This window comes from Hafnia paralvei, from assembly GCF_020150375.1.
In the GTDB taxonomy this organism is placed as follows: domain Bacteria; phylum Pseudomonadota; class Gammaproteobacteria; order Enterobacterales; family Enterobacteriaceae; genus Hafnia; species Hafnia paralvei.
In genome coordinates this window covers 3627607-3654135 of sequence record NZ_CP083737.1, presented here as the reverse complement: position 1 = coordinate 3654135, position 26529 = coordinate 3627607, and the positions used below count along the sequence as shown (strand labels likewise).

The following is a 26529-nucleotide window of genomic DNA, read 5'->3' as shown; positions in this document are numbered from 1 at the left end:
TATATCCAAAGTAGTTGGAGTGGCGACAAGGTCGCCGCTTCGAATACGAAGGAAGTGAGTAATTATGAGTCGATCTCTTTCTATTGCGTTAGCCCAGCTCAACTGGCTGGTGGGTGATATCGAAGGTAACACCGAACGTATGCTGAATACTTTGTGCGAGCAGCGCAAAGCGGGTGCCGATTTGGTGATGTTTTCTGAATTGGCGCTTTCGGGCTATCCACCTGAAGATTTGCTGTACCGTGATGATTTTTATCTGCGTTGTCAGGCGCAGTTGGATCGTTTGCAGCAGGCATCGACAGATATCGCGGTTTTAGTTGGTCATCCGTGGCGTGAAGGAGAGCATTTATATAATGCGCTATCTCTGTTCTCTGAGGGACAGTTGGTTGCGCGTTATTTCAAACAGCAACTGCCAAACTATGGCGTATTCGATGAGAAACGCTATTTCTCAGCGGGTCATGAGAGCTGTGTGGTTGAGCTCAAAGGCTATCGTTTAGGCCTGCTGATTTGTGAAGATCTGTGGTTCGATGGCCCCGTTGATGCGGTTGCGGCGGCGGGCGCTGAAGTGTTGTTGTCGATCAATGCCTCTCCGTACAACCGTGAAAAACCCTATATCCGCAAAACCTTGCTGACAAGCCACTGCCAACGCACTGGATTACCTCTGGTGTATCTGAATCAGGTAGGGGGGCAGGACGAACTCATTTTTGATGGTTGTTCTAAAGGCTTTGATGCGTCCGGTAATATGACGCACCGCTTAGCAGCCTTCGCTGAACAAACTGCCTTATTCAATTTGCATGATATGCAGGTGGAACCGATGGTTGCACCGGCCGCTAGCCTGCCCGAACTGGCACAGGTTTATGAAGCGTTGGTGCTAGCCGTGCGTGATTATGTCACGAAAAATGGCTTCCAAGGCGCGGTGCTCGGCCTATCTGGCGGTATCGATTCGGCGTTGACGCTGGCGATTGCAGTAGATGCGCTGGGTAAAGATAAAGTTCAAGCGATGATGATGCCATTCCGTTACACCGCGGATATCAGCATTGCTGATGCGAAAGAAGAAGCTGAAATTCTGGGTGTCGAGTTTGATATTGTCTCCATCGAACCGATGTTTGATGCCTTTATGGGCCAGCTTGCACCGATGTTCGCTGGAACTGAGCGCGATACCACCGAAGAGAATTTACAGGCGCGTTGCCGTGGCGTAGTGCTGATGGCACTGTCGAATAAACGCCGCCGTTTGGTTCTAACTACCGGTAATAAGAGTGAAATGGCCGTAGGCTACGCCACGCTTTACGGTGATATGGCCGGTGGTTTTGATGTGTTGAAAGACGTGCCAAAAACGCTAGTATTCAAGCTATCTGAATATCGTAATACGGTATCCTATGTGATCCCGCAGCGCGTTATTGATCGTCCACCATCAGCAGAACTGGCTCCCGATCAGCTCGATCAGGATAGCTTACCGCCGTATGACATTCTGGATGCAATTCTGGAAGGTTACGTTGAGCAAGACAAGTCGGTAGCTGATTTGGTTGCCGCAGGCTTTGACGAGGCGGTGGTGCGAAAGGTTATTCGTTTGGTTGATATTAATGAATATAAGCGCCGTCAGGCTGCAGTTGGGCCGCGAATTACCGCGCGCAACTTTGGCAAAGATCGTCGCTATCCGATTACATCTGGCTTTGGCCGCAAAAACTGGTAAAGGGATTAGCAATGAAGAAGATTGACGCAATTATTAAGCCATTCAAGCTGGATGATGTTCGCGAAGCGCTGGCTGAAGTGGGGATCACTGGCATGACCGTCACCGAAGTTAAAGGTTTTGGGCGCCAGAAAGGTCATACGGAACTGTATCGTGGCGCGGAATACATGGTCGATTTCCTGCCGAAGGTAAAAATTGAAATCGTCGTTGCCGATGACATCGTAGATACCTGCGTAGAAACCATCATGCAGACCGCTCAAACTGGCAAAATTGGCGATGGAAAAATCTTTGTCTTCGACGTTGCGCGCGTAGTGCGTATTCGTACCGGTGAGCAGGATGAGGAAGCGATCTAAATCGCGTCAGTACTGAACATCAAAAAGCCCAGATGAGAATCTGGGCTTTTTTTGTCTTAGTGACCTAAGGTGAATAATTGATATCCTATCCAACCAATGTAGCTAGCTACACTTAACACTAGCACTAACCCTAAACTTAGAATTAGTTTCTTGTCCGGCGTTGTGGCTTTGGATAGTTTTGCCATCAACACTGCAGCCAGTATCAAGAGGAAACAAAATAAAATAAAACCGGGGATGATTATCATGCCCATGACGTGCTTTCCTTGCGCGTGTATCTTCGCTTATAGCTATAATTTTTTGATAGTTAGCTAACTAAAGCTTAATAGCTCGCTATCTAGAAATTAATAGCGGGTTTTATGTGACTGATTGCCATACGACCCGCTATTTTCATGATAGTTCAGATTAAGCGGCCTCGTTTTTCCGTAGGCCATTCTGCTTTTCCGGCAGGTTTTTCTCCGTATGCGTGGCTTCTACCGGTTCTTTTTCTGGTACGACGGCTGCAGCTAGCGCTTCAGGCTCGAATTCATCGACGTTGATGGTACGCAGGCGGCTTTCCTCTGCTTTCACTAGGATTGCCTGCTCTTCAGCGTTGATCAGCCCTTTATCCAGCGCTGCCTTTGCCAACTGATCCAAGCGGGTGAACGGCAGGTTTTTACCCAGCGCTTTACAGATGCGCTGATGGATTGGGTCTGCGGCAATCACGTCTGCCAGCGCGGCTTCGATCAAACCATGTGGGTTGTATTCGCTTGGCGTGAGATACATTCCACGACCAATGCGGCTACGTGTGGCGGATGGAACCTGAAGGATTTTCGCCACTTTATGATCCAGATAATCAGATGGGGCGGTATGAGCGCGGCCGAGTGGGAAAATCACAGCGCGCATGACGCCAGCCACAAAGCCGTTCGGGAAGTTGCGCAGCAGGTCATCGATGGCCTGTTCAGCCTGATGCAACGCATCCTGAACACCCCAATGCACCAGCGGCAGGTCCGCTTCGTTGCGGCCTTCATCTTCGTAACGTTTCAGAACCGCAGTGGCTAAGAACAGCTGGCTGAGCAAATCCCCCAATCGTGCTGAGATACGTTCACGGCGTTTCAGTGCCCCCCCCAGTACGCCCATGGATACATCAGATAACAGCGCTAGGTTAGAGCTCATGCGGTTAATCTGTTGATAGTAGCGGCGTGTTGCATCTTTGGTTGGCGTGGCGCTGGTGCGGCCATCGGTCAGACCCAGCCAGAAGCTACGTACTTTATGGCTACCAACATGACCTAAGTGGCTAAACAGCAACTTATCAAAGCGCGGAACGCTGTTGTCCTGCGCGGCAGCCATTTCATCCAGTACATAAGGATGGCAACGGATTGCGCCCTGACCGAAGATCATCATGCTGCGCGTCAGAATATTGGCGCCTTCAACGGTGATGGCGATCGGAGCACCTTGGTAAGCACGTGCCACAAAGTTTGATTCACCGAGCATAATGCCTTTACCACCGGCGATATCCATTGCATCAATGATTGAACGCTGCCCCCTATGGGTACAGTGATATTTAATAATCGCTGACAGCACCGCAGGTTTCTCACCTTGCATGATGCCATAGGTCACTAAGGTTGCAGCGGCATCCATGACGTAAGCGTTACCCGCAATGCGCGCTAATGGTTCTTCAATCCCTTCCATTTTACCGATCGAGATTTTGAATTGGCGACGGATGTTGGCATATGCACCAATGGCCAGTGCGACGCTTTTCAGGCTGCCGGTCGCGTTAGACGGCAATGTGATACCTCGCCCAACCGACAAGCATTCGACCAGCATACGCCAGCCTTGGCCGGCCATGGTTTGTCCACCGATAATGAAATCGATAGGAACGAAAACATCTTGGCCACGCGTCGGGCCGTTTTGGAACGGTACGTTCAGAGGGAAGTGACGAGCACCAATTTCTACGCCATCGGTATCGGTTGGAATAAGCGCACAGGTAATACCTAAGTGTTCTTCACCACCGAGTAAACGCTCAGGGTCAGAAAGCTTGAAGGCTAAGCCAAGCACGGTCGCAATCGGAGCGAGAGTGATGTAACGCTTGTTCCATGTCAGGCGCATGCCCAGAGTTTGCTTGCCTTGCCATTCGCCCATGCACACGATCCCTACGTCGGGAATTGCGCCAGCGTCGGAACCCGCTTCAGGGCTGGTTAGCGCGAAACAAGGGATCTCTTCACCACGCGCTAAGCGCGGTAAATAGTGATCTTTTTGCGCTTCGGTACCGTAATGTTGCAACAGTTCGCCGGGGCCAAGGGAGTTAGGAACACCCACGGTGATAGCCAAAATACCTGATACACCAGACAGTTTTTGCAGTACACGCGACTGAGCGTAGGCAGAGAACTCCAGACCGCCATACTGTTTTTTGATAATCATGGCGAAGAAGCGATGTTCTTTTAGATAGGCCCACAGTTCAGGCGGCAAGTCAGCCAGTTCATGAGTGATCTGGAAATCATTTGCCATGCGGCAAGCTTCTTCCACTGGGCCATCCAGAAATGCTTGTTCTTCTTCCGTTAGCTTAGGCTGCGGATAATCATGCAGTTTTTTCCAGTCTGGCGTCCCACGGAAAATATCGCCTTCCCACCATGTCGTTCCTGCATCGATAGCTTCTCTCTCGGTGCGAGACATTGGCGGCATGACTTTTTGGAATGCTTTTAAGGCTGGTGTAGAGATCAGTGAACGTCGTACCGAAACCAGTACCAGTGGTAATAAGACCACGGCAACCGGAACCAGTGCCCAGAACGACCAGAGACCAATTGCAGCCATGGCTGCGGTGTATGCCAGCAAAATAGCGCTGCTTAGATAGAGATTAACTTGGTGATAGAACAGCACGCCAATCGCTATCAAAAAAACCACAAGACTAAGAACCATCATGTTAATGCTCCTGCGCGTTCAGAGGTCGAGTTAGGAGGACCAAGTAGTAGGAGGTCTGACCTGTTGTAGATAATATAGGTTGTAGTTGAGTTAATTTTATTTAGCAATGTGTTTACATATTAATTACAACGCAGCTCACAATTTCACCCTTAAACCGCATTTCAAGCTAAATAACGCCGCCTATGAGCGATGATGAGCGAAAAAGAAAGTCTAGGATCGGTGAAAACGCGCGTTGCGGTACTTCTCGGGGTGGGTGCTATCCGTTACACTTCTTACAATATGTCGAATGCCATTTTCTATGTAATAAAGAGGCTGCTATGTACCACGATCTCATTCGTAGTGAACTGAACGAAGCAGCGACAACGCTGCAAAATTTTATCGGCGATGACGCTAACATTGATGCTATTCAGCGCGCTGCGGTTCTGTTGGCTGATTCATTCAAAGCGGGTGGCAAAGTGCTGTCCTGCGGCAATGGGGGGTCACATTGCGATGCTATGCATTTTGCAGAAGAGTTGACTGGCCGTTACCGTGAGAATCGCCCTGGCTATGCGGCAATTGCGATTTCTGATCCAAGCCATTTGTCCTGCGTGAGCAATGACTTTGGTTATGAGTACGTATTCTCTCGCTACGTTGAAGCTGTTGGCCGTGAAGGCGATGTGCTGTTGGGCATTTCAACTTCAGGCAATTCTGGCAACATCATTAAGGCGATTGAAGCCGCGCGCGCTAAAGGCATGAAAGTGATTACCCTGACCGGTAAAGACGGCGGGAAAATGGCGGGTAGCGCCGATGTTGAAATCCGTGTACCGCACTTTGGCTATGCAGACCGCATTCAGGAAATTCACATTAAAGCGATACATATCCTGATCCAGTTGATTGAAAAAGAGATGGTGAAATAAGCTATTTTGCTTGCCTTTTGAGCGAGGCATAAATTAGCGTTTATGTCTTGATCGTATGGGCCAGCGCGACAGGACGCGCGCTGGCGTTGGGGCGTGCGCTCAATTCTTTCACTTACCGTAACTGGCGAGCGACGCCCTTTTCAGCGGCAACATAAAGAAGGCAGACGGTGCCCGATGTATAACCGTCGACGTTGGAACAGGAGGTAGCTATGTGTGAACTACTCGGTATGAGTGCCAATGTGCCGACGGACATCTGCTTCAGCTTTACCGGTTTGGTACAGCGTGGTGGGCGCACCGGGCCACATAAAGATGGATGGGGTATAACCTTTTATGAAGGTAACGGCTGCCGTACATTTAAAGATCCGCATCCTAGTTTCAATTCACCTATTGCCCGCTTGGTGCAAGAGTATCCAATAAAATCCTGCGCGGTGATTTCTCATATTCGGCAGGCTAATCGCGGTACCGTTGCACTCGAAAATACTCACCCCTTTACTCGTGAACTATGGGGGCGAAATTGGACGTTTGCACATAATGGCCAACTGACCGGATACAAAAATCTAGAAACGGGATATTTCCGCCCAGTTGGTCAAACCGATAGCGAATATGCATTTTGTTGGCTGCTGAATAAAATGGCGACCCGATATCCAAGAACGCCGGGTAACTGGCCTGCGGTATTCCGCTTTATTGCTCAATGCGCCGATGAATTACGCGCAAAAGGCGTGTTTAATATGCTGCTGTCTGATGGGCGTTTTGTGATGGCCTATTGCTCGACGAATTTATATTGGATAACGCGTCGGGCACCTTTCGGTAAGGCAACGCTATTAGATGAGGATGTGGAAATTGATTTCCAATCACAAACGACGCCGAATGACGTCGTTACCGTGATTGCTACTCAACCCCTAACCAGCAATGAAAACTGGAGCCGCATTGGGTCAGGGGAGTATGCCTTATTTTGTTTGGGTGAACGCCAGCTGTGACGGAGATTGCCCATCCAGCGCTGATGGGCGATTCACCACATACTGACCATTAACGACATTCACCATAGGGGGCTGGTGGTGCTCATTGAAATAAGCATAGCCAGGCTGCAGCTGTTTCCAGAACGGTAAATAATCAGAGTTGCGATGGCGCTGCATATTTTGCTCGGTCATACGGAACGGATAAATATTGATATTGACCAACGTTTGTCCATTACGAAATGCACTTTGCACATAGGTATAAATTTGCGAGATACCTTCGTTAGTCATCGCATAACAACCAATCGAAACGCAGTCACCGTGAATCATCAAATATTTGCCTGAATAACCGTGCGCCTGATCGTAGGCATTCGGATATCCAATATTAATGGCTTGGTAAAATTTACTGTTTGGTTTCAAATGACGCGCATCAACCTGATAGAAACCTTCAGGGCTTTTGAAATCCCCTTCGGTACGCTTCGGCCCTAAGCCACCTGAAAACTTACAGATATTGAAGCTTTGCACCAGTTGATATTTGTCTTGAACTTTGGCAAAAAGTTCGAGCTTTCTTTCTTCTTTGAATATCTGAATATAAACCGGAGAACCCAATAGCTGCTGTTTGACCAGTGGTGTATTTTGCGCCTGCTCACTGGCAGACGAACTACATGACGTCAGTGGCAGTACAAAAAATACGGCCAACAAGGCGATGATTTTGCCCATTTATAACCCTGCAAATAAACTATAGATAGAAGATCTTCAGATTAAGTCTGTTGACAGCTCCCAAAACAGCGCCAGTTTAATCCAGAGTGAGCAACGGGAGTGAGTGTTTTTTGAGTCGTTTCTGATGAAATCTTTGTGTAGTTAAAATTAAGCATCATAACCATTGCTTGATAGCCATATAAAAACCGAGGTGTTCATCTGATAAAAATGAATGGTTTCTCGCTATGTCTAATTTGCTTGATGCAGGTCACGGCAATGCTGCTGATGTTCGCGGTGTAAAATGGTAAAATCGCGCGGTTATCGGTAACATCGCTTTTAATCCCTGTAATACCTCGGGTTAATATTCGCCGATAGCGATGAGCAATCTCTTATCTGCATGCAACGATGTTCTTTTTTCTTAACGAAAATAGCGCATACAGGAACGCCTGCAGGGTTCACATCATTAATGTCATGACGATATATATAGTGCAACCAAATGATTAAAATTAAAAAAGGGCTTAATTTGCCTATCGAGGGTGCACCCGCCCCGGTCATTGAACAGGGCCCAGCCATCGGTCGCGTTGCCATTTTGGGTGGCGACTATGTTGGCATGCGACCTTCAATGGTCGTGCAAGAGGGTGATCAAGTTAAAAAAGGTCAGGTGCTTTTTGAAGATAAAAAGAATCCTGGCGTATTGTTTACTGCTCCAGCTGCAGGACAGGTCATCGCGATCAATCGCGGTGAAAAACGTGTTCTGGAGTCCGTCGTCATTGCCGTCGACGGTGATGAGCAGGTGACATTTCCCCACTATGATGCTGCCGAACTGGCGGATTTGACGCGAGCTCAGGTCGAAAGCAATCTTGTGGCATCGGGTCTATGGACCGCGCTGCGTACGCGTCCTTTTAGCCATGCCCCAAAGCTGGGTTCTGACACCGCCGCTATTTTCGTGAGCGTAATGGATACTCAGCCATTGGCTGCTGATCCTTTGCTGATCCTGCGTGAAAACATGGCTGACTTCGAGCATGGGCTGACCGTGCTAAGCCGTTTGACCGAAGGAAAGGTTTATGTATGCCAGCAGGCAGGCGCAGGGCTACAAAACAAAACGGCTCCGAATGTTACCTACAACGAATTTAGTGGCCCGCATCCGGCAGGGTTGGTAGGGACTCACATTCATTTCTTAGAGCCCGTTAGTCTGACGAAAACCGTCTGGCATATTGGCTATCAGGACGTTATTGCCGTCGGTAGGCTTTTCACCACCGGTGAATTGTATACCGACCGCGTTATCGCCTTGGGCGGCCCTCAGGTAGAAAAACCAGTGTTGCTGCGAACCCGATTAGGCGCGAGCACCGACGAAATGACGGTTGGGCGTCTAAAGCAGGGGGATAATCGCATTATCAGTGGCTCCGTATTGAGTGGGACGCAGGCGATTGGCACCAAAGCTTTCCTAGGCCGCTTCCATAATCAAATCTCCGTAGTGAAAGAAGGGCGTGAGAAAGAGCTACTAGGCTGGATGATGCCTGGCGCGAATAAATTCTCGATCACCCGCACCACGCTGGGGCATTTCTTCAAACGCAAACTGTTTGCTTTTTCCACCGATATGAACGGTGGTGAGCGTGCCATGGTGCCAATTGGCAACTATGAGCGCGTTATGCCGTTGGATATCTTACCCACCATGCTGCTGCGCGATCTGCTGTCTGGCGACTGTGAAAGTGCTCAAGCTCTAGGATGCTTAGAGCTGGATGAGGAAGATCTCGCGCTCTGTACTTTTGTGTGCCCGGGCAAATATGAATATGGCCCAGTGCTGCGCGACGTGCTGACGACCATTGAGCAGGAAGGATAATTCATGGGCCTGAAGAGTTTTATCGAGAACATGGAGCACCACTTCGAACCGGGTGGCAAGCTGCAAAAATACTATCCGCTCTATGAAGCGGCTGCCACGCTGATGTACACGCCGGGCAAAGTGACGCACGGTGCGTCGCACGTTCGTGATGCGATCGACTTAAAGCGCATGATGATTTTGGTTTGGCTGGCGGTATTCCCAACGATGTTTTGGGGAATGTACAACGTCGGTCACGAAACTATCGGCGCGTTGAACCATCTGTATCAGGGCGAAAAACTGGCTCAGGTGATTGCTTCAGATTGGCATTATTGGTTAGCTGAAATGTTGGGTGCCAGCCTACAGGCTAATGCTGGTTGGGCTAGCATGATGACGCTGGGTGCAGTCTATTTCCTGCCGATTTATGCCGTCGTGTTCTTAGTCGGCGGTTTCTGGGAAGTGCTGTTTTCCATCATCCGCAAACATGAAATCAACGAAGGTTTCTTCGTCACGTCGATTCTGTTTGCTTTGATTGTGCCGCCAACGTTACCACTGTGGCAGGCCGCGCTGGGTATTTCATTCGGCGTAGTGATTGCCAAAGAGATTTTCGGCGGTACGGGGCGTAACTTCTTGAACCCGGCATTGGCTGGCCGTGCGTTCCTGTTCTTTGCCTATCCGGCGCAGATCTCTGGCGATTTGGTATGGAACGCAGCCGATGGCTATTCGGGGGCAACGCCGTTATCTCAGTGGAGCGCGGGTGGTCAGAGCGGTTTACTGAACACGATTACCGGTCAGCATGTGACTTGGATGGATGCCTTCATTGGTAACATTCCAGGTTCTATTGGTGAAGTTTCCACGCTGATGATTCTGATCGGTGGCCTGATTATTATGTTTGGCCGCGTTGCGTCATGGCGCATTGTAGCGGGCGTCATGCTTGGCATGATAGCGATGTCTGCGCTGTTTAACTTTATCGGTTCTGATACTAACCCAATGTTTGCGATGCCGTGGTACTGGCATTTAGTCTTGGGTGGTTTCGCTTTCGGTATGATCTTTATGGCAACCGATCCGGTATCGGCTTCCTTTACCAATAAGGGTAAATGGTGGTACGGCGGGTTGATTGGTGTGATGTGCGTTCTGGTTCGCGTGGTTAACCCTGCTTACCCAGAAGGCATGATGTTGGCGATCCTGTTCGCAAACCTGTTTGCTCCATTGTTCGATTACATGGTGGTGCGCGCCAACATCAAAAGGAGAAAAGCACGTGGCTAAGGATTCTGTGAATAAAACGAGCGCGGGCAAAAACGATAGCATCGGCAGAACGCTGCTGGTGGTCGTGATTTTGTGTCTGGTGTGTTCAGTGATTGTTGCTGGCTCAGCGGTTGGCTTGAAGCCGATGCAGGAAGAGCAAAAGCAACTGGATAAACAACGCAACATTCTGGCGGTTGCTGGGTTGATGCATGGCGATAAGCTTGATGCCGAGCAGGTTAAAACGCTGTTTGGTGAGCGTATTGAGCCACGTTTGCTTGACCTGAAAAGCGGCGAGTTTACGGCAGGCGAGCCGAACTCGTTTGATATGAGCAAAGCGCTGAAAGATCCTAATGCGAGTACGGCATTGACGCCTGAACAGGATTTGGCGGGTATCAAACACCGTAGCAATATTGTCGAAGTGTATTTGGTAAAAGATGCACAGGGCAAAATTGGTCAGGTTGTGCTGCCGATATATGGAACTGGTCTGTGGTCGGTGATGTACGCCTTTGTGGCTATCGACACCGATGGCAATACGGTGAAAGGTTTGACCTTCTATGAGCACGGTGAAACTCCGGGGCTGGGGGGAGAAATCGAAAATCCGTCATGGCGTGAGAAATGGGTAGGTAAGCAACTGTTTGACGACGGGGGTAAACCGGCTATACGTATCGTGAAAGGTGGTGCAAATCCACTGGATCCACACGGCGTTGACGGGCTGTCGGGGGCGACGCTGACCGCGAACGGTGTACAGCATACCTTTGATTTCTGGATGGGTGACAATGGTTATGGGCCATTCCTGAAACGCGTTCGTGAAGGAGCATTGAATCATGGCTGATACTAAAGAGATTAAAAAAGTTTTGTTGGGGCCGTTGCTCGACAACAACCCGATTGCCTTGCAGATTCTGGGCGTGTGTTCCGCGTTGGCGGTGACGACCAAGCTTGAAACGGCATTCGTGATGACCATTGCCGTAACGCTGGTTACTGCGTTCTCCAACTTCTTTATTTCATTAATCCGTCATCAGATCCCGAACAGCGTGCGCATTATTGTGCAGATGGCGATTATTGCCTCGCTCGTTATTGTTGTTGACCAGATTTTGCGTGCTTATGCCTATGAAATCTCGAAGCAACTTTCGGTGTTTGTTGGTTTGATCATTACCAACTGTATCGTGATGGGGCGTGCTGAAGCTTATGCCATGAAGTCACCGCCGATTGAAAGTTTTATGGACGGTATCGGCAACGGTTTGGGCTATGGCGTCATTCTGATTCTGGTCGGTTTCCTGCGTGAACTGTTTGGTTCAGGCAAGCTGTTTGGTATCACCGTGCTGGAAAGCGTGCAAAACGGCGGTTGGTATCAACCGAACGGTCTGTTCCTGCTGGCACCGAGTGCGTTCTTTATTATCGGTATGCTGATTTGGGCTCTGCGTACGTTGAAGCCTGAACAGATTGAGAAGGAGTAAGGCAGATGGAACATTATATCAGCCTATTTGTTCGCTCGGTTTTCATTGAAAACATGGCATTAGCCTTCTTTTTGGGTATGTGTACATTTTTGGCCGTTTCCAAGAAAGTCACCACGGCTTTTGGTTTGGGCGTAGCTGTGACCGTTGTTTTGGGGATTTCTGTTCCTGCCAACAATCTGGTCTATAACTATGTGCTGCGCGATAGTGCGCTGGTTGAGGGCGTTGATTTAAGCTTCCTGAGTTTTATCACCTTCATTGGCGTCATTGCGGCCTTGGTGCAGATTCTGGAAATGATCCTCGATCGTTTCTTCCCATCTCTGTATAACGCGCTGGGCATTTTCCTGCCGTTAATTACCGTAAACTGCGCCATTTTTGGTGGGGTATCATTCATGGTTCAGCGTGATTACAACTTCGCTGAGTCCGTGGTATATGGTTTTGGTTCAGGGATCGGATGGCTGCTAGCCATTGTGGCTATGGCGGGTCTGCGCGAAAAAATGAAATATGCCAATGTGCCCGCAGGGCTACGTGGGCTAGGTATCACATTTGTGACCACCGGCCTGATGGCATTGGGCTTTATGTCCTTCTCCGGCGTACATCTCTGACAGGACAGGAAGGAACCTATGCAAGAAATTATTCTGGGTGTGGCGATGTTCACCCTGATCGTGGTGGCACTGACCGTCCTGATCTTGTTCGCCAAATCTAAGCTGGTGAATACCGGCGATATTCATGTCGAAGTGAACGACGATCCGGAAAAGAGCTTTGATGCTCCTGCCGGTGACAAATTGTTAAACATGCTGTCTAGTCAGGGGATTTTTGTTTCTTCTGCCTGTGGTGGCGGTGGTTCATGTGGCCAGTGCCGTGTACACGTTAAAGAAGGTGGCGGCGATATTCTTCCCACAGAGTTGGCGCATATTTCCAAGCGTGAGGCGAAAGAGGGCTGTCGTTTAGCCTGTCAGGTTAGCGTGAAGCAGGATCTGAAAATCGAATTGCCGGAAGAGATCTTTGGCGTGAAAAAGTGGGAGTGTGAAGTTATCTCCAACGATAACGTCGCAACTTTCATTAAAGAGCTAAAGTTACGTATCCCTGAGGGTGAAGCAGTGCCATTCCGTGCGGGTGGGTATATCCAAATCGAATGCGAACCGCACCACGTGCGCTACGCTGATTTTGATGTACCAGAGGAGTACCGAGGCGACTGGGACAAGTTCAATCTGTTCCGCTTTGAATCCAAGGTTACTGAGCCGACTATCCGAGCCTACTCTATGGCGAACTACCCAGATGAGAAAGGTCTGATCATGCTGAACGTGCGTATTGCTACGCCGCCTCCGGGCGTGCCTGATGCGCCTCCGGGGATCATGTCCTCCTATATCTGGTCGTTGAAGCCGGGTGATAAAGTAACGATTTCTGGGCCATTCGGTGAGTTCTTTGCGAAAGAAACCGATGCCGAGATGATCTTTATCGGCGGTGGTGCTGGTATGGCACCAATGCGTTCGCACATCTTCGATCAGCTCAAGCGTTTGCACACTAAGCGTAAGATGAGTTTCTGGTACGGTGCACGTTCAACGCGTGAAATGTTCTACGTCGAAGACTTCAATAAGCTTGCGGCAGAGAATCCAAACTTCACGTGGAATATCGCATTGTCCGATCCTCAGCCTGAAGATAACTGGACGGGTTACACTGGCTTTATTCATAATGTATTGCTTGAAAACTATCTGCGTGCTCACCCAGCACCAGAAGATTGTGAGTTCTACATGTGTGGACCACCGATGATGAATGCTGCTGTGATCAAGATGCTGAAAGATCTCGGGGTAGAAGACGAGAATATCATGCTTGATGACTTCGGCGGCTGATAGCCATCGTCCTTGAAGCAGTGGCGGTGTTGGCTGCGCGAGTTAACCCCAGTCACTTACTTTTGTAAGCGTCTGGGGATTCGTTCCGTTGCCGCCTTCCTGCATCTTGACATCCATTGGCTATCTATTTTTGATGAGCTTTTTGTGACATAGCCAAAAACTGGTTGAACATGATGATAAATAATACTGCGCGGGCGACCGCGTTTTTTATTAAGAAAACGCGGTGGATGGTTTTCTGCGGTTTGGCTTTTTTACTGACAGGATGTGGGCCGGAGCAGGTCAACATTGAAGGTAAAACGATGGGGACGTATTACTCCATCAAATATGTCAGTGAATCGGGAATGCCTGCACCTGAAGAGATTAAGGCTGAGCTAGATAAGCGTTTGGAATTGGTTAACGACCAGATGTCGACCTATCGTTCTAACTCGGAGCTAAGCCGTTTTAATCAAAGTACGGATGTGAATAAGCCATTCCCAGTTTCGGCGGCGACGGCGAAAGTGGTATCGGAAGCCATTCGTATCAATAAGATGACGGATGGTGCGTTAGATATCACGGTGGGGCCCTTGGTGAATCTGTGGGGATTCGGACCGGAAGGTCGTCCTGACCGCGTGCCGAGCGATGAGGAGATCAATCAACGCCGTAGCTGGATTGGTATCGAACACTTGGCTGTTCAAGGTGACGCTTTGGTGAAGGATATTCCACAGCTTTATCTGGATCTTTCGTCTATTGCCAAAGGTTATGGTGTTGACGTAGCCGCTGAGTATTTGGCCTCATTGCATATCACTAATTACATGGTTGATATCGGTGGTGAAGTACGTACCCGAGGCCTTAACGGAGATGGTGCTCCGTGGCGTATTGCTATTGAAAAGCCGCAGGCGGGTCTACAGCAAAGTGCGCAGGTGATCATTCAGCCGGGGGAGATGGCGATTGCGACTTCTGGAGATTATCGCAACTACTTTGAGAAGAACGGTCAGCGTTTTTCTCATGAAATTGACCCCAAAACAGGGCGTCCGGTAACGCATCATCTGGTGTCGATTACCGTACTGGCACCAAGCTGTATGGCCGCTGATGGTCTATCAACCGGATTGGATGTGATGGGACCCGAGCGCGGTATGGCGCTGGCAAACTTGCTGGGAATTCCGGTGTTTATGATTGTTAAGACTGAAAACGGTTTTGAAGATCGCTATTCAGAGGCCTTCAAACCTTATCTGGTGCAATCAACCAAAGGTAAATGATATGGCAACGGTATTTATCGCAACCTTTGTGATGTTTTTAGTGGTGATAGCCGCGATGTCCATCGGCTATATCATCAAACGCAAAAGTATCCACGGCAGCTGCGGTGGTATCGCTAGCCTTGGGCTTGAAAAAGTATGTGACTGCCCAGAACCTTGTGATGCACGCAAAAAACGGATGGCGCGTGAAGAAGCTCGGCGCGAGATGTTGGAGAAGCATAGGATTTTGTGATGGGGAACTATCATTTCGGTTTTAACGGAACGAATGAAAATAGGGCGGTGTAATTTTTCGTACGCCTAAAGCATCGAATATCACATTAGCCTTGTGCTGGCGTCCGAGCAAGGCGGCTCAATCGCCGCCGCCTTGCATCCGGGCTTGGCACCCCCTACCAGCCCGCTACGCGGGTGCCCTCGTTTTATCATTCCGGTCTTGACGGAACGAACGACAATCGCGAGTATTCGGCGCATCCATGCGCCTCACCCCTTCGGGGCCAACGCAAGCGTTGTTCAAATTTGCTCCAAGCAAATTTGTCCATGCCTCCGTCGTTCTTTCGCCGATATCAATCGGCGAATCCTAACCTTCATGATTCACTCGGCTGTCCGGTAATGTGCCGGAAAAGGTCAACGTCAAAACCAAAAGATAAAGTCAAAACCTTCTTTGGGTTTAGTTTAAGTCTTGGTAGATAGAGCCGGCACGACAGGGATGTCGTGACGGAGTTTGGGGCGCCCAGGATGGGCGATACCAAACCGGAGCGAAGATGGCATCTCGGATAAAAAGCGCGAGGTTTGAAGGGGCGCGCGCTGGCGCCCCTCATCGGTCGCCTTCGCCAGTGGGCTCATGGAAACGCATCTGCTGACCGGCGAACGAAATATTACACAGGTGTCTCATAAACGGCGGGCGAACGAAACATTACACCGGTGTTTCATAAACGACCGGCGAACGAAACAATTCCCCGCGACCACATCAACGATAGACGAACAAAATTCCCCCACTTCCCATTGCCCACAAATAACCTGTATACTTATACAGTCATCAACTCCAATATTCTTTTTATGCGCAAAATCATTCATGTCGATATGGACTGCTTTTATGCCGCAGTCGAAATGCGTGATTTCCCTGAATTACGCGATGTTCCGCTGGCGATCGGTGGTAGCCGCGATCGCCGTGGCGTTATTAGTACGGCGAACTATGCAGCGCGTAAATTCGGTGTGCGTAGTGCCATGCCAACAGGGCAGGCGCTGAAACTTTGTCCCCACCTCACGTTGCGGCCAGGACGCATGGATGTCTATAAAGATGTCTCCAATCATATCCGCAGTATTTTCCAGCGCTATACGTCTCTGATTGAGCCGCTATCGCTTGATGAAGCCTATCTTGATGTCACAGACTGTTCTTTATGTCATGGTTCAGCCACGCTGATTGCAGAGCAGATCCGTAAGGATATTGCAGCAGAGCTGGATCTCACTGCATCAGCCGGTATTGCCCCAATCAAATTCTTGGCAAAAATAGCCTCAGATTTAAATAAGCCAAATGGCCAATACGTGATCACGCCTGCTCAGGTTGATGAGTTTATTCTTCAACTACCGCTGAAAAAGATACCCGGCGTGGGCAAAGTGACCGCGGCTAAGCTGAGTGAGCTTGGGCTGAATACCTGCGCTGATGTTCGCCGTTATGATTTGGCGGAGTTATTGCGCCGTTTTGGTAAATTTGGCCGCGTCTTATGGGAGCGCTGCCATGGGCAAGACGAGCGCGAAGTGATGCCTGACCGTTTACGTAAGTCGGTTGGCGTAGAAAGAACGCTGTCGGAAGATATTCATCGCTGGGACGAATGCGAAGTGTTGTTGGAAAAGCTGTATGAGGAGTTGGAGCGTCGTTTGCGTAAAGTACAGCCTGACCTGCATATTGCTCGTCAGGGGGTGAAGCTCAAATTTCATGACTTCCAACAGACAACGCAGGAGCATGTATGGCCAGTGCTTGATAAACAAGATTTATTCAAAGTAGCTCAGCAGGCGTGGGATGAACGCCGCTCTGGGCGTGGAGTTCGTTTGGTGGGGTTGCACGTGACGTTGCTTGATCCACAGCTAGAAAAACAGCTTTCTCTGGATATTGATGGTTAGGGTTAACATACAAAAAAGCCAACCCTCGGGTTGGCTTTTTTTAGTAAGCAATCAGAGGGATTAGGCTTTCTCTGGAATCGCTTTTAACAGTGCGGTCAGCAGTTGCCAGTATTGGCCAACGCTGGCAATGTGAACCTGCTCATCAGGGGAATGTGGGCCGGTAATAGTTGGGCCGATAGAAACCATATCCATTTCTGGGTAAGGCTTTTTGAACAGACCACACTCTAGACCTGCGTGGATCACCATGATGTTCGGCGTAGTGTCGAACAGCTTTTGATAAGTTTCACGCACCAGATGCATCACTGGAGAGTTAGCATCTGGTTTCCAGCCAGGGTAGCTCCCTTTAGCTTCAACGTGTGCGCCAGCCAGTTCACCCAGCGAGGTCAATTGGCTCACCACTGAGTCTTTGCCGCTGTCGATTAGAGAACGGATTAGGCAGATAATCTGTGCTTCTTTGGCGTCTGTTGTCACCACGCCCACATTCAACGAGGTTTCCACCACGCCTTTCACTTCATCGCTCATGCGCACAACGCCGTTAGGCGTACCGTTCAATAGGGCGATGAAGCGCTGCTGGCTATCAGACGTCAGGGCTTGAGAATCGCTCTGTGCAGATTCAACCTGAATATTCAGATTTTTTTCTACCGCGGCGAGTTCGATTTTCAGTATGCTCAGGAAGGTTTCTGCGAGAGTTTTCAGTTTCGCCAGATTTGCCGAAGGAACGGCCAATACCGCTGTCGCTTCACGCGGAATTGCGTTACGCAGCGTACCGCCGTTTAGATCCAGCACACGCAGACCCAGTTCAGTTGCATGGCCAGCTAAAAAGCGCGCCATCAATTTGTTGGCATTGCCTAAACCCAGATGGATATCCCCCCCCGAGTGTCCGCCTTTCAGACCTTTGATCGTCAGTTTAACGATGTCATGGCTTGCAGGAACGGCTTCGCGCTGCAGCGGCAGCGTGGTGATGAAGTCGATACCACCAGCACAGCCCATGTAGATCTCGCCTTCTTCTTCAGAGTCGGTATTGATCAGAATATCAGCCTGTAACCAGCCGGCTTTCAGGCCGAACGCACCTTCCATTCCGGCCTCTTCGGTCATGGTCAATAGCACTTCAATAGGGCCATGAGAAACGCTATCGTCAGCCAGAACGGCCAGCGCAGAGGCCATGCCAATACCGTTATCAGCGCCTAGCGTGGTGCCACGTGCTTTTACCCAATCACCGTCGATGTATGGCTGGATTGGGTCTTTAGTAAAATCGTGTACGGTATCGTTGTTTTTCTGTGGAACCATGTCCAGATGCGCTTGTAGCACAACGGGTTTACGGTTTTCCATTCCACGGGAAGCGGGTTTGCGCAGCAAGACGTTACCGACTTCATCACGTTCAACGTGGATACCTTTTTCTTTTGCCCATGCAACGATGTGCGCGGCCAAAGCTTCTTCATGATAAGAAGGGTGAGGAATAGAACAGATATCCGCAAAAATTTGCCATAGTGGCTGTGGAGATAGCTGAGACAGTTCAGACACGTTAAGTCTCCTGATGATCAGTTGTGCTGCTGACAAGAGCGACACAATAGGGGGTTAAGAGATATTCTCATTTTTTCAGAGAATACCACTATATTTACTTATGTGGACAGACTAAGGCACTAAATCCGTCATCAGCAGTGCGCCTTTGTGTGAAAGAGGCTGGTTTTTATTGCTCTGGCTCTCTATAATCTCGCGCAACCTTTTTTCCCCCCCGACCAATCTTTAAGCCATGAATATTATGGCTGGGACACTATTAATGAGCGAAAAATACGTTGTAACTTGGGATGTGCTGCAAATGCACGCACGTAAGCTGGCTGCACGCCTGATGCCTTCTGAACAGTGGACTGGAATTATTGCGGTAAGCCGTGGTGGTTTAGTTCCTGCCGCATTACTGGCGCGTGAACTGGGTATCCGTCATGTTGATACCGTTTGTATCTCCAGCTACGACCATGACAACCAGCGTGAGCTCAAAGTCGTTAAGCGTGCTGAAGGCGATGGCGAAGGTTTTATCGTTATCGACGATCTGGTTGATACCGGTGGTACAGCACAGGCGATTCGCGAAATGTATCCAAAAGCGCATTTCGTGACTATCTTCGCGAAACCAGCCGGTCGTCCACTGGTTGATGATTACGTCATCGATATCCCACAGAATACATGGATCGAACAGCCATGGGATATGGGCGTTTGCTTCGTTGAGCCAATCAGCGGCCGCTAATTAGCCTACGGCTATCAAATTTGATGTAAAGAAACGTCCGGCTTTGTCCGGACGTTTGTTTTTTAGCTCCCGAGTTCGTTACACTAGCTTTAGCGCTCGCTGTGCGAGATTTAGCTCCGTCGCTTCTTGTTTGCGGCGGTAAAGACAGTACTCGGAGGCTGCCGTCTATCATGTCCCAAGCAAACCTTTCTGAAACCTTATTCAAACCTCGATTTAAGCATCGTGAAACATCCACGCTGGTCAAACGGCATGGACATGTTCCACAGGCTTCGATTGCCTCTGCGCTGGAGGGAACCTCGCAGGCGAATTGGTATCGCACGATTAATCGCCTAATGTGGGTTTGGCGTGGCGTCTCACCTATTGAGATTGAGCATGTATTATCGCGTATTGCAGCCTCAACGGCAGAACGCAGCGACGAAAAGTTGCTCGACACCGTGGTGGGCTATCGCAGCGGTAACTGGATCTATGAATGGTCACATCAGGCCATGGGCTGGCAACAGCGCGCTCAGGAGGAAAAAGATCCGCAGGTAGCTGGAGATTATTGGCTTCAGGCCGCAAATCTCTACAGCATCGCGGCTTATCCGCATTTAAAGGGTGACGATTTGGCTGAGCAGGCCGAGGTTTTGGCTAATCGTGCCTATGAAGAATCGGCCAAACTGTTGCCTTATTCGCTTAAAGAAATTGAGTTTGCCATTGACGGCGGTCGTAAGATCACCGGTTTCCTGCATATGCCGGATAACAGCAACGGACCTTTCCCTACGGTGTTGATCTGTGGTGGCCTGGATATGATGCAGAGCGATAGCCATCGCCTGTTCCGCGATTATCTAGCGCCAGCAGGCATGGCGATGTTAACCATTGATATGCCTTCGGTAGGTATGTCGTCACATTACTGTTTGACTCAGGACTCCAGCCGCCTGCATCAGCAGGTCTTAAACGCATTGCCGAATGTGCCGTGGGTTGATCACACCCGTGTATCGTTATTTGGTTTTAGGTTTGGTGCGAACGTGGCGGTACGTTTAGCTTATCTGGAGCCACGCCGTTTACGCGCGGTCGCAACTTTGGGACCTGTGGTGCACAACTTACTCTGTGACCCGCGTATTCAGGAGCGGGTACCTGATATGTACATTGATGTGCTAGCCAGTCGGCTGGGAATGGAGAGCATTTCGGATGCCGCTTTGCGCACTGAGCTAAGCTGCTATTCATTGAAAACTCAGGGGTTGTTAGGACGCCGCTGTCAAACACCGATGCTGGCAGGATATTGGGATCGTGACCCATTCTGCCCGAAATCTGAGGCTAAGCTAATCGTGGATTCTTCATTGAATGGCAAATTGCTGATGGTGCCATCATCGCCACTTTATGAAGGTTTTCATAAAGCTTTACATCAAGTTTGTGATTGGATTAGCGAACAATCATATTAATTTGATTGCTAAAGTTTGTAAATTTGTTAAAAAAGAGTAACCACAACAGGAGGATGCTGTATGACATTACCAGGTGGTTACTCTAAAAGCCGCTTAATCAAAAAATTTACTGCGCTTGGCCCTTACATTCGTTCGGGGCAGTGTCAGGAAGACCATTTCTTTTTTGACTGTCTGGCTGTATGCGTCAACGTCAAACCGAATCCGGAAAAACGAGAATTTTGGGGATGGTGGCTCGACCTAGCCGCTGAGGAAACACATTTCACCTATCGCTATTCGTTTGGACTCTTCGATAAGCAAGGTGTTTGGCAAGAGCAAGCCATTAAAGATCCTGAAGTGACCGAGAAGTTGGAACAAACCTCGCTTAACTTCCATAACCGCCTACAAGAGCTTTTAACGACGCTCGAGATTAAAATTCAGCCAGCCGATGACTTTTCTGAAGAGTTAGTTCGCCTTAGAGCCTGATCCGGCGCAGTAATAAGTGTGCTTTTGCGTTATGCCTGTTGGCATAACGCGCCTCTCCTGATACTTTTTCTCTTTCCCCTAATTTCTCAAACACCAATAAACGGCAAAAAGATTATGAGTGGTAGCCAAACCCTAGTTGTAAAACTAGGTACCAGCGTACTGACCGGCGGTTCGCGCCGTCTAAACCGTGCCCATATCGTGGAACTCGTTCGCCAGTGTGCTCAACAGCATGCGGCGGGGCATCGTATTGTGATTGTAACCTCCGGTGCGATTGCCGCTGGACGTGAGCATTTGGGCTACCCCGAGCTCCCCGCAACGATTGCCTCAAAACAGTTGCTGGCTGCCGTAGGACAGAGCCGTTTGATTCAATTGTGGGAACAGCTCTTCTCCATTTACGGTATTCATATCGGGCAAATGTTGCTGACGCGCGCCGATTTGGAAGATCGTGAGCGTTTTCTGAATGCGCGTGACACTCTGCATGCCCTGATGGACAATCGAATCGTTCCTGTTATCAACGAAAATGATGCGGTCGCCACCGCGGAAATTAAAGTTGGTGATAACGACAACCTTTCCGCGCTTGCGGCAATTTTAGCGGGTGCAGACAAACTATTACTGTTAACCGATCAGGCTGGATTATTTACCGCCGATCCTCGCCATAACCCAACGGCTGAACTTATCCGTGAAGTCACTAGCATCGATGATGCACTGCGCGGTATTGCGGGTGATAGTGTATCGGGCCTCGGTACGGGCGGTATGACGACTAAATTGCAGGCTGCCGACGTGGCGTGTCGCGCCGGGATTGACGTGATTATTGCAGCGGGCAGCAAACCGGGCGTAGTCGGAGACGTCATTGAGGGTGTTTCCGTCGGGACTCGTTTCCATGCGTTGGAAACACCGTTGGAAAATCGTAAGCGCTGGATCTTTGGTGCGCCACCGGCGGGCGAGATCACCGTGGATGACGGTGCCGTTTCAGCTATTTTGGAGCGTGGAAGCTCACTGCTGCCAAAAGGGATCCGTGAAGTCAGCGGCGATTTTTCGCGTGGTGAAGTGATCCGTATCCGTAATTTAGAAGGGCGCGATCTTGCCCATGGTGTAAGCCGCTACAACAGCGATGCATTGCGCATGATTGCTGGTCATCATTCCCAACAGATTAGCGGCGTACTGGGCTATGAATATGGTCCAGTCGCGGTACATCGCGACGATATGATCGTGAGCATATGATCGTGAGTGAAGGAGCTACCATGTTAGAAGAAATGGGTAAGGCCGCTAAACGCGCATCCTACCACTTAGCCGTTCTTAGCTCGGCACAGAAAAATCAGGCGTTGGCGCTGATTGCTGATTACCTTGAACAAGATAGTGAATCTATTCTACAAGCCAATCAGATGGACGTTCAGCAGGCACGTGAAAATGGTCTGAGCGAGGCGATGTTAGACCGTCTACAACTGACTCAGAGTCGTTTGGAAGGCATTGCTAACGATGTGCGTCAGGTATGCAATCTGACCGATCCGGTTGGCAAAGTAATTGATGGCAGCGTGCTGGACAGTGGTTTGAATCTGGAACGTCGTCGTGTGCCGTTAGGTGTGGTTGGTGTGATTTATGAAGCTCGGCCTAACGTTACCGTGGATACCGCGGCACTGTGCCTGAAAACCGGTAATGCGGTGATCCTACGCGGCGGTAAAGAAACACATCGTACCAATCAGGCAACGGTAAAAGTGATCCAACGCGCACTGGAGAAAGCCGGTTTGCCGAGCGATGCCGTTCAAGCGATTGAAAGTCCCGACCGAGCGTTAGTTACAGAGTTGCTCAAGCTGGATCGTTACGTTGATATGCTGATCCCTCGCGGTGGAGCAGGGTTACATAAGCTGTGTCGCGAACAGTCGACAATCCCAGTGATTACCGGCGGTATTGGGGTATGCCATATCTATGTCGATCAGGGAATGGACGTTGAACAGGCATTGAAAATTATCGTGAATGCCAAAACCCAGCGCCCAAGCACCTGCAATACAGTCGAGACGTTACTGGTGAATCAGCATGATGCATCGCAGTTCCTGCCAGCGTTAAGCCAACGTATGCAGGACGTTGGTGTGTCACTGCACGCTTGCCCACGAGCATTACCGCTGTTGAGCCAAGGGCCAGCACCGGTTAAGCCAGTGCAAGAGATCGAGCTAAATGATGAATGGCTGTCGCTGGATTTGAATGTCGTCGTGGTTGAAGGATTAGACGGTGCCATTGAGCATATTCGCGAACATGGGACTCAGCATTCAGACGCTATCTTGACGCGTAATATGCACAGCGCCGATCGCTTCGTGCGTGAGGTCGATTCTTCTGCTGTATATGTCAATGCCAGCACCCGTTTCACCGATGGCGGCCAGTTTGGTCTTGGTGCTGAAGTGGCCGTGAGCACGCAGAAACTCCATGCCCGTGGCCCAATGGGGTTAGAAGCTTTAACCACCTATAAGTGGATTGGCTATGGTGATGATTTAGTGCGTAGCTAAATATTCAGCCAAAGTGAAAACGGCGCTTTGTGCGCCGTTTTTTTGATCTACTCAGCGACTTTAATAATCAACTTACCAAAGTTTTTCCCGCTCAATAATCCTTGGAATGCGGTGATGCTGTTCTCTAACCCGTCTACAATATCTTCTTTAAAAACAATTTTTCCCTGAGCCAACCATGTACTCATTTGGGCATAAAACTCAGGGTAACGATCGCCGTAATCCTGCGAAATAATAAAGCCTTCAACCCGCATACGTTTCTTTAGAATGGTCGACATGAATAACGGCAACCGATCTTGCTGGTGGTCGCTATGATGTCCGTTATATTGGCTGATCATGCCGCATACGGGAATGCGTGCTTTGGTATTTAGCAGCGGAAGAACGGCGTCAAACACGGCTCCGCCTACGTTTTCATAATACACATCGATGCCTTTGTCACAGGCTTGTTTAAGCTGATGGGCGAAATCAGCGGCTCGATGGTCTATACATGCGTCAAAGCCCAGTTTTTCAACGGCATAGCGACATTTCTCTACGCCGCCAGCAATGCCGACTGCACGGCATCCTCGCAGTTTCGCAACTTGACCGACGACAGAACCGACAGCGCCCGTTGCTGCGGCAACCACCACGGTTTCTCCCGCTTGCGGATTACCGATATCGGTTAATCCCATATAGCCCGTAAAACCGGGCATACCCAGCAAACCTAAAGCATAAGAGGGATGCGCCATATTCGCGTCTAGCTTTTGTAGGCCCTCACCATCAGAGAGCGCATAGTCTTGCCAGCCGGTATAGGCTAAAACTAGATCGCCTGCTTGATAATCTGGGTGCTGCGATTGCTCCACGCGACATACGGTACCGCCGCAGATAACATCACCAATCGCGAGTGGGGGAGAATAGGAGGGAACGTCATCTAAACGGCCACGGACATAGGGATCTAAAGAAAGATAGAGCGTACGCAGCAACACCTGACCTTGTTCCGGTTCTGGCTGGGCGACTTTCTCTAAGCGAAAATCCTGATCGCTGGGCATTCCCTGAGGGCGTTGCGCCAACACATAACGGCGATTAATGCGAGATGAGATAGACATAACAGGCTCCGTAACAAGTGAACGGTCATTCCATTATTTTGCATAATGGAAACTTCTTCCAGCCTAACGAAAAATCGCAGTATGTGATGTCGTTTGTGTGCGGCTTCATATGATTTTTGGATATAAACAATACCCTTAAGAACGAAATAGGTTGGAGTGTTGATTAAATCGTCATACGAAACCGGATGCCCTTGACGCTGCTAGATAATTTCACTATCGTAATTTCCGCACTTCGGGTTATACCCAGCAAAATTTCTCCCAGTGCCGATATAGCTCAGTTGGTAGAGCAGCGCATTCGTAATGCGAAGGTCGTAGGTTCGACTCCTATTATCGGCACCAATTAAATCAATCACTTATACGAAACTAATTGCTCTGAACTTTCTAAGTGGGACAGATTTGGGACAACATTGCCAAAAATGGTGTCTATTTGCTTAGCGTGTTCCGTTAGATGATTCGGTGCCAAGTGCGCATAACGCCGAACCATCTCGATAGATTCCCACCCTCCCATTTCCTGCAGAACCGAGATCGGCACTCCGACCTGAACTAACCAGCTCGTCCATGTATGTCGCAGATCGTGAAAGCGGAAATCTTCTATTCCGGCTCGCTTTAGTGCAGCTCTCCAAGCTGTGTTAGCGTCGTATCGCATCTTCCTCACTGCATCTGTCTTTGTTCCATCTGGCCGAGTACATTTCTCCTGATAAACAAAAACCCACTTGTGATGTTTGCCGATCTGGTTTATCAGAACCTGACATGCTGTATCATTGAGGGCTACGCCAATAGCTCTCCCTGATTTGCTTTCTTCAGGATTAATCCAAGCCACACGGCGTTGCATGTCAATCTGCTGCCATTCCAGATTAACGATGTTTGAGCGGCGTAGTCCGGTAGACAGCGCGAACTTAACTACCGACTTTAATGATATGTCTCATAAATCCTCCAAATTTAGGCAATAAAAAACCCCGCCGGAGCGAGGTTCATTTGGTTCGATGATGTAGGGCTATTTGCCTCAGTCGGCAGTGCGCCCGCGCCAACGTTTGTTAGAGTCTGATGTTTTATCAGTAGATACCGGATCAACTAAACCTTCATCAAAACGCAAAGCATTAGCTATTAATAATGCCTGTTCTGACTGTTTCGATAATGCTCGAAGTGATTTGCTATCCAGTGCGCCAGACCTAACCAATTTCAGCTTTAGTGCTAATTGCTTTTTGGCTTCAGTGCGATTTTTAGGTGGAGTTTTAAGCATCTCCAGTTCTGATTTTGCATCAGGCTTGTTAGCGATTGCCTTTGCTCTGGCAATCATACGGCCTATGCTGCGTTTTTTAGACATAAATCCCCCATCCTTGGATTATACATTCTACGCTGAGAGGGTGCTATTTCTGCTCCTGTGCTGGGGCTGCGGCAAGCATTGAGTCTTCAAAAGCCTTTACGCATATCTCAATACTCGGATGTTTAGAAACAACTGCGGCACCAATGGCATTAAAGAGGTGTTAATAGTCAAACTTGCCTTTAATTCAGCCGTTCTCGCTTACTAAACGCTCAGTTGTTAACTTAGTCATTGCTCTGCTCCTTGCTTCTACGTGCGCGTGGGCATTGGCCTATATAGAAATGATGATGAATGAACTCAGTAATAGGCTAAGGTTTTGTTTATTGGAA

The 26529-nt window shown here is 49.4% G+C and carries 23 protein-coding genes, 1 tRNA gene and 1 pseudogene; 19 read left to right on the top strand and 6 right to left on the bottom strand.

Features of this window, described 5'->3' with window-relative positions:
- Positions 1-64: 64 nt before the first annotated feature.
- Positions 65-1687, top strand: coding sequence for an NAD+ synthase (locus K9N75_RS17160; protein ID WP_039189995.1), 1623 nt, complete (start codon positions 65-67; stop codon positions 1685-1687).
- A gap of 11 nt (positions 1688-1698) precedes the next feature.
- Entirely contained in the window at positions 1699-2037 is a 339-nt protein-coding gene (glnB, locus tag K9N75_RS17155; protein WP_004847623.1) for a nitrogen regulatory protein P-II, read from the top strand.
- Positions 2038-2439: 402 nt separating this feature from the next.
- On the opposite strand, the gene fadE is transcribed toward glnB, so the two are convergent.
- Positions 2440-4932 (bottom strand): acyl-CoA dehydrogenase FadE, encoded by a 2493-nt coding sequence (fadE, locus tag K9N75_RS17150; protein ID WP_224451940.1) that lies wholly within the window; start codon positions 4930-4932, stop codon positions 2440-2442.
- A gap of 317 nt (positions 4933-5249) precedes the next feature.
- Between fadE and lpcA the strand changes: the two genes are divergently transcribed.
- Positions 5250-5828: a D-sedoheptulose 7-phosphate isomerase gene (lpcA, locus tag K9N75_RS17145; RefSeq protein ID WP_008814480.1), complete on the top strand. Its 579-nt coding sequence runs from the start codon at positions 5250-5252 to the stop codon at positions 5826-5828.
- A 209-nt stretch (positions 5829-6037) separates the two neighbouring features.
- Positions 6038-6805: a class II glutamine amidotransferase gene (locus tag K9N75_RS17140; protein ID WP_008814479.1), complete on the top strand. Its 768-nt coding sequence runs from the start codon at positions 6038-6040 to the stop codon at positions 6803-6805.
- On the opposite strand, the gene dpaA is transcribed toward K9N75_RS17140, so the two are convergent.
- Positions 6776-7501 (bottom strand): peptidoglycan meso-diaminopimelic acid protein amidase, encoded by a 726-nt coding sequence (gene dpaA, locus K9N75_RS17135; RefSeq protein WP_008814478.1) that lies wholly within the window; start codon positions 7499-7501, stop codon positions 6776-6778. The genes K9N75_RS17140 and dpaA overlap by 30 nt on opposite strands.
- 475 nt (positions 7502-7976) lie before the next feature.
- Between dpaA and K9N75_RS17130 the strand changes: the two genes are divergently transcribed.
- The 9 genes from K9N75_RS17130 (at position 7977) to dinB (ending at position 17189) form a co-directional block, all read left to right on the top strand.
- Positions 7977-9320 (top strand): Na(+)-translocating NADH-quinone reductase subunit A, encoded by a 1344-nt coding sequence (locus K9N75_RS17130; RefSeq protein ID WP_185922285.1) that lies wholly within the window; start codon positions 7977-7979, stop codon positions 9318-9320.
- Positions 9321-9323: 3 nt separating this feature from the next.
- Positions 9324-10562, top strand: a complete 1239-nt coding sequence (locus K9N75_RS17125; protein WP_008814476.1) for an NADH:ubiquinone reductase (Na(+)-transporting) subunit B — start codon at positions 9324-9326, stop codon at positions 10560-10562.
- Positions 10555-11373, top strand: a complete 819-nt coding sequence (locus tag K9N75_RS17120) for a Na(+)-translocating NADH-quinone reductase subunit C (RefSeq protein WP_048797633.1) — start codon at positions 10555-10557, stop codon at positions 11371-11373. The genes K9N75_RS17125 and K9N75_RS17120 overlap by 8 nt, the downstream gene beginning before the upstream one ends.
- On the top strand, positions 11366-11995 hold the full coding sequence (locus tag K9N75_RS17115) for an NADH:ubiquinone reductase (Na(+)-transporting) subunit D (RefSeq protein WP_008814474.1): 630 nt from the start codon (positions 11366-11368) through the stop codon (positions 11993-11995). The genes K9N75_RS17120 and K9N75_RS17115 overlap by 8 nt, the downstream gene beginning before the upstream one ends.
- 5 nt (positions 11996-12000) lie before the next feature.
- Positions 12001-12597 carry an NADH:ubiquinone reductase (Na(+)-transporting) subunit E gene (gene nqrE / locus K9N75_RS17110; RefSeq protein WP_004847642.1) on the top strand — a complete coding sequence of 199 codons (597 nt, stop codon included), beginning with the start codon at positions 12001-12003 and terminating at the stop codon, positions 12595-12597.
- Positions 12598-12615: 18 nt separating this feature from the next.
- Complete coding sequence (nqrF, locus tag K9N75_RS17105; protein ID WP_064572977.1) at positions 12616-13842, top strand: NADH:ubiquinone reductase (Na(+)-transporting) subunit F; 1227 nt, start codon at positions 12616-12618, stop codon at positions 13840-13842.
- A 227-nt stretch (positions 13843-14069) separates the two neighbouring features.
- Positions 14070-15077 (top strand): FAD:protein FMN transferase, encoded by a 1008-nt coding sequence (locus K9N75_RS17100; RefSeq protein WP_224452626.1) that lies wholly within the window; start codon positions 14070-14072, stop codon positions 15075-15077.
- A gap of 1 nt (position 15078) precedes the next feature.
- Complete coding sequence (nqrM, locus tag K9N75_RS17095; protein ID WP_004847648.1) at positions 15079-15306, top strand: (Na+)-NQR maturation NqrM; 228 nt, start codon at positions 15079-15081, stop codon at positions 15304-15306.
- 821 nt (positions 15307-16127) lie between these two features.
- Entirely contained in the window at positions 16128-17189 is a 1062-nt protein-coding gene (gene dinB, locus K9N75_RS17090) for a DNA polymerase IV (protein ID WP_114444327.1), read from the top strand.
- Between the two features lie 60 nt (positions 17190-17249).
- Here dinB and pepD read toward each other — a convergent pair whose 3' ends face one another.
- Positions 17250-18710: a beta-Ala-His dipeptidase gene (pepD, locus tag K9N75_RS17085; protein ID WP_008814470.1), complete on the bottom strand. Its 1461-nt coding sequence runs from the start codon at positions 18708-18710 to the stop codon at positions 17250-17252.
- A gap of 256 nt (positions 18711-18966) precedes the next feature.
- Between pepD and gpt the strand changes: the two genes are divergently transcribed.
- The 5 genes from gpt to proA all read left to right on the top strand — a co-directional run bounded on the left by gpt (position 18967) and on the right by proA (position 23800).
- Positions 18967-19425 (top strand): xanthine phosphoribosyltransferase, encoded by a 459-nt coding sequence (gpt, locus tag K9N75_RS17080; protein WP_020303596.1) that lies wholly within the window; start codon positions 18967-18969, stop codon positions 19423-19425.
- A gap of 170 nt (positions 19426-19595) precedes the next feature.
- Positions 19596-20843, top strand: coding sequence for an esterase FrsA (frsA, locus tag K9N75_RS17075; protein ID WP_004095194.1), 1248 nt, complete (start codon positions 19596-19598; stop codon positions 20841-20843).
- 60 nt (positions 20844-20903) lie between these two features.
- Positions 20904-21305 (top strand): sigma factor-binding protein Crl, encoded by a 402-nt coding sequence (crl, locus tag K9N75_RS17070; RefSeq protein ID WP_008814467.1) that lies wholly within the window; start codon positions 20904-20906, stop codon positions 21303-21305.
- A 114-nt stretch (positions 21306-21419) separates the two neighbouring features.
- The gene (gene proB, locus K9N75_RS17065) at positions 21420-22526 is read left to right on the top strand and encodes a glutamate 5-kinase (protein WP_008814466.1); all 1107 of its coding nucleotides are present in this window, start codon (positions 21420-21422) and stop codon (positions 22524-22526) included.
- 20 nt (positions 22527-22546) lie between these two features.
- A complete protein-coding gene (gene proA / locus K9N75_RS17060) occupies positions 22547-23800 on the top strand; it encodes a glutamate-5-semialdehyde dehydrogenase (protein WP_008814465.1) in 1254 nt (417 codons plus the stop codon).
- A 47-nt stretch (positions 23801-23847) separates the two neighbouring features.
- Here the strand turns inward: proA and curA are convergent, their stop codons facing one another.
- Complete coding sequence (gene curA / locus K9N75_RS17055; RefSeq protein WP_224451939.1) at positions 23848-24879, bottom strand: NADPH-dependent curcumin/dihydrocurcumin reductase; 1032 nt, start codon at positions 24877-24879, stop codon at positions 23848-23850.
- Positions 24880-25142: 263 nt separating this feature from the next.
- On the opposite strand from curA, the gene K9N75_RS17050 reads away from it, so the two are divergent.
- Positions 25143-25218, top strand: a tRNA-Thr gene (locus K9N75_RS17050).
- Between the two features lie 10 nt (positions 25219-25228).
- Here the strand turns inward: K9N75_RS17050 and K9N75_RS17045 are convergent.
- Positions 25229-25792: pseudogene (locus K9N75_RS17045) on the bottom strand (site-specific integrase); the annotation flags it as partial.
- 90 nt (positions 25793-25882) lie between these two features.
- Entirely contained in the window at positions 25883-26203 is a 321-nt protein-coding gene (locus K9N75_RS17040; protein ID WP_208326247.1) for a hypothetical protein, read from the bottom strand.
- Positions 26204-26529: the final 326 nt, after the last annotated feature.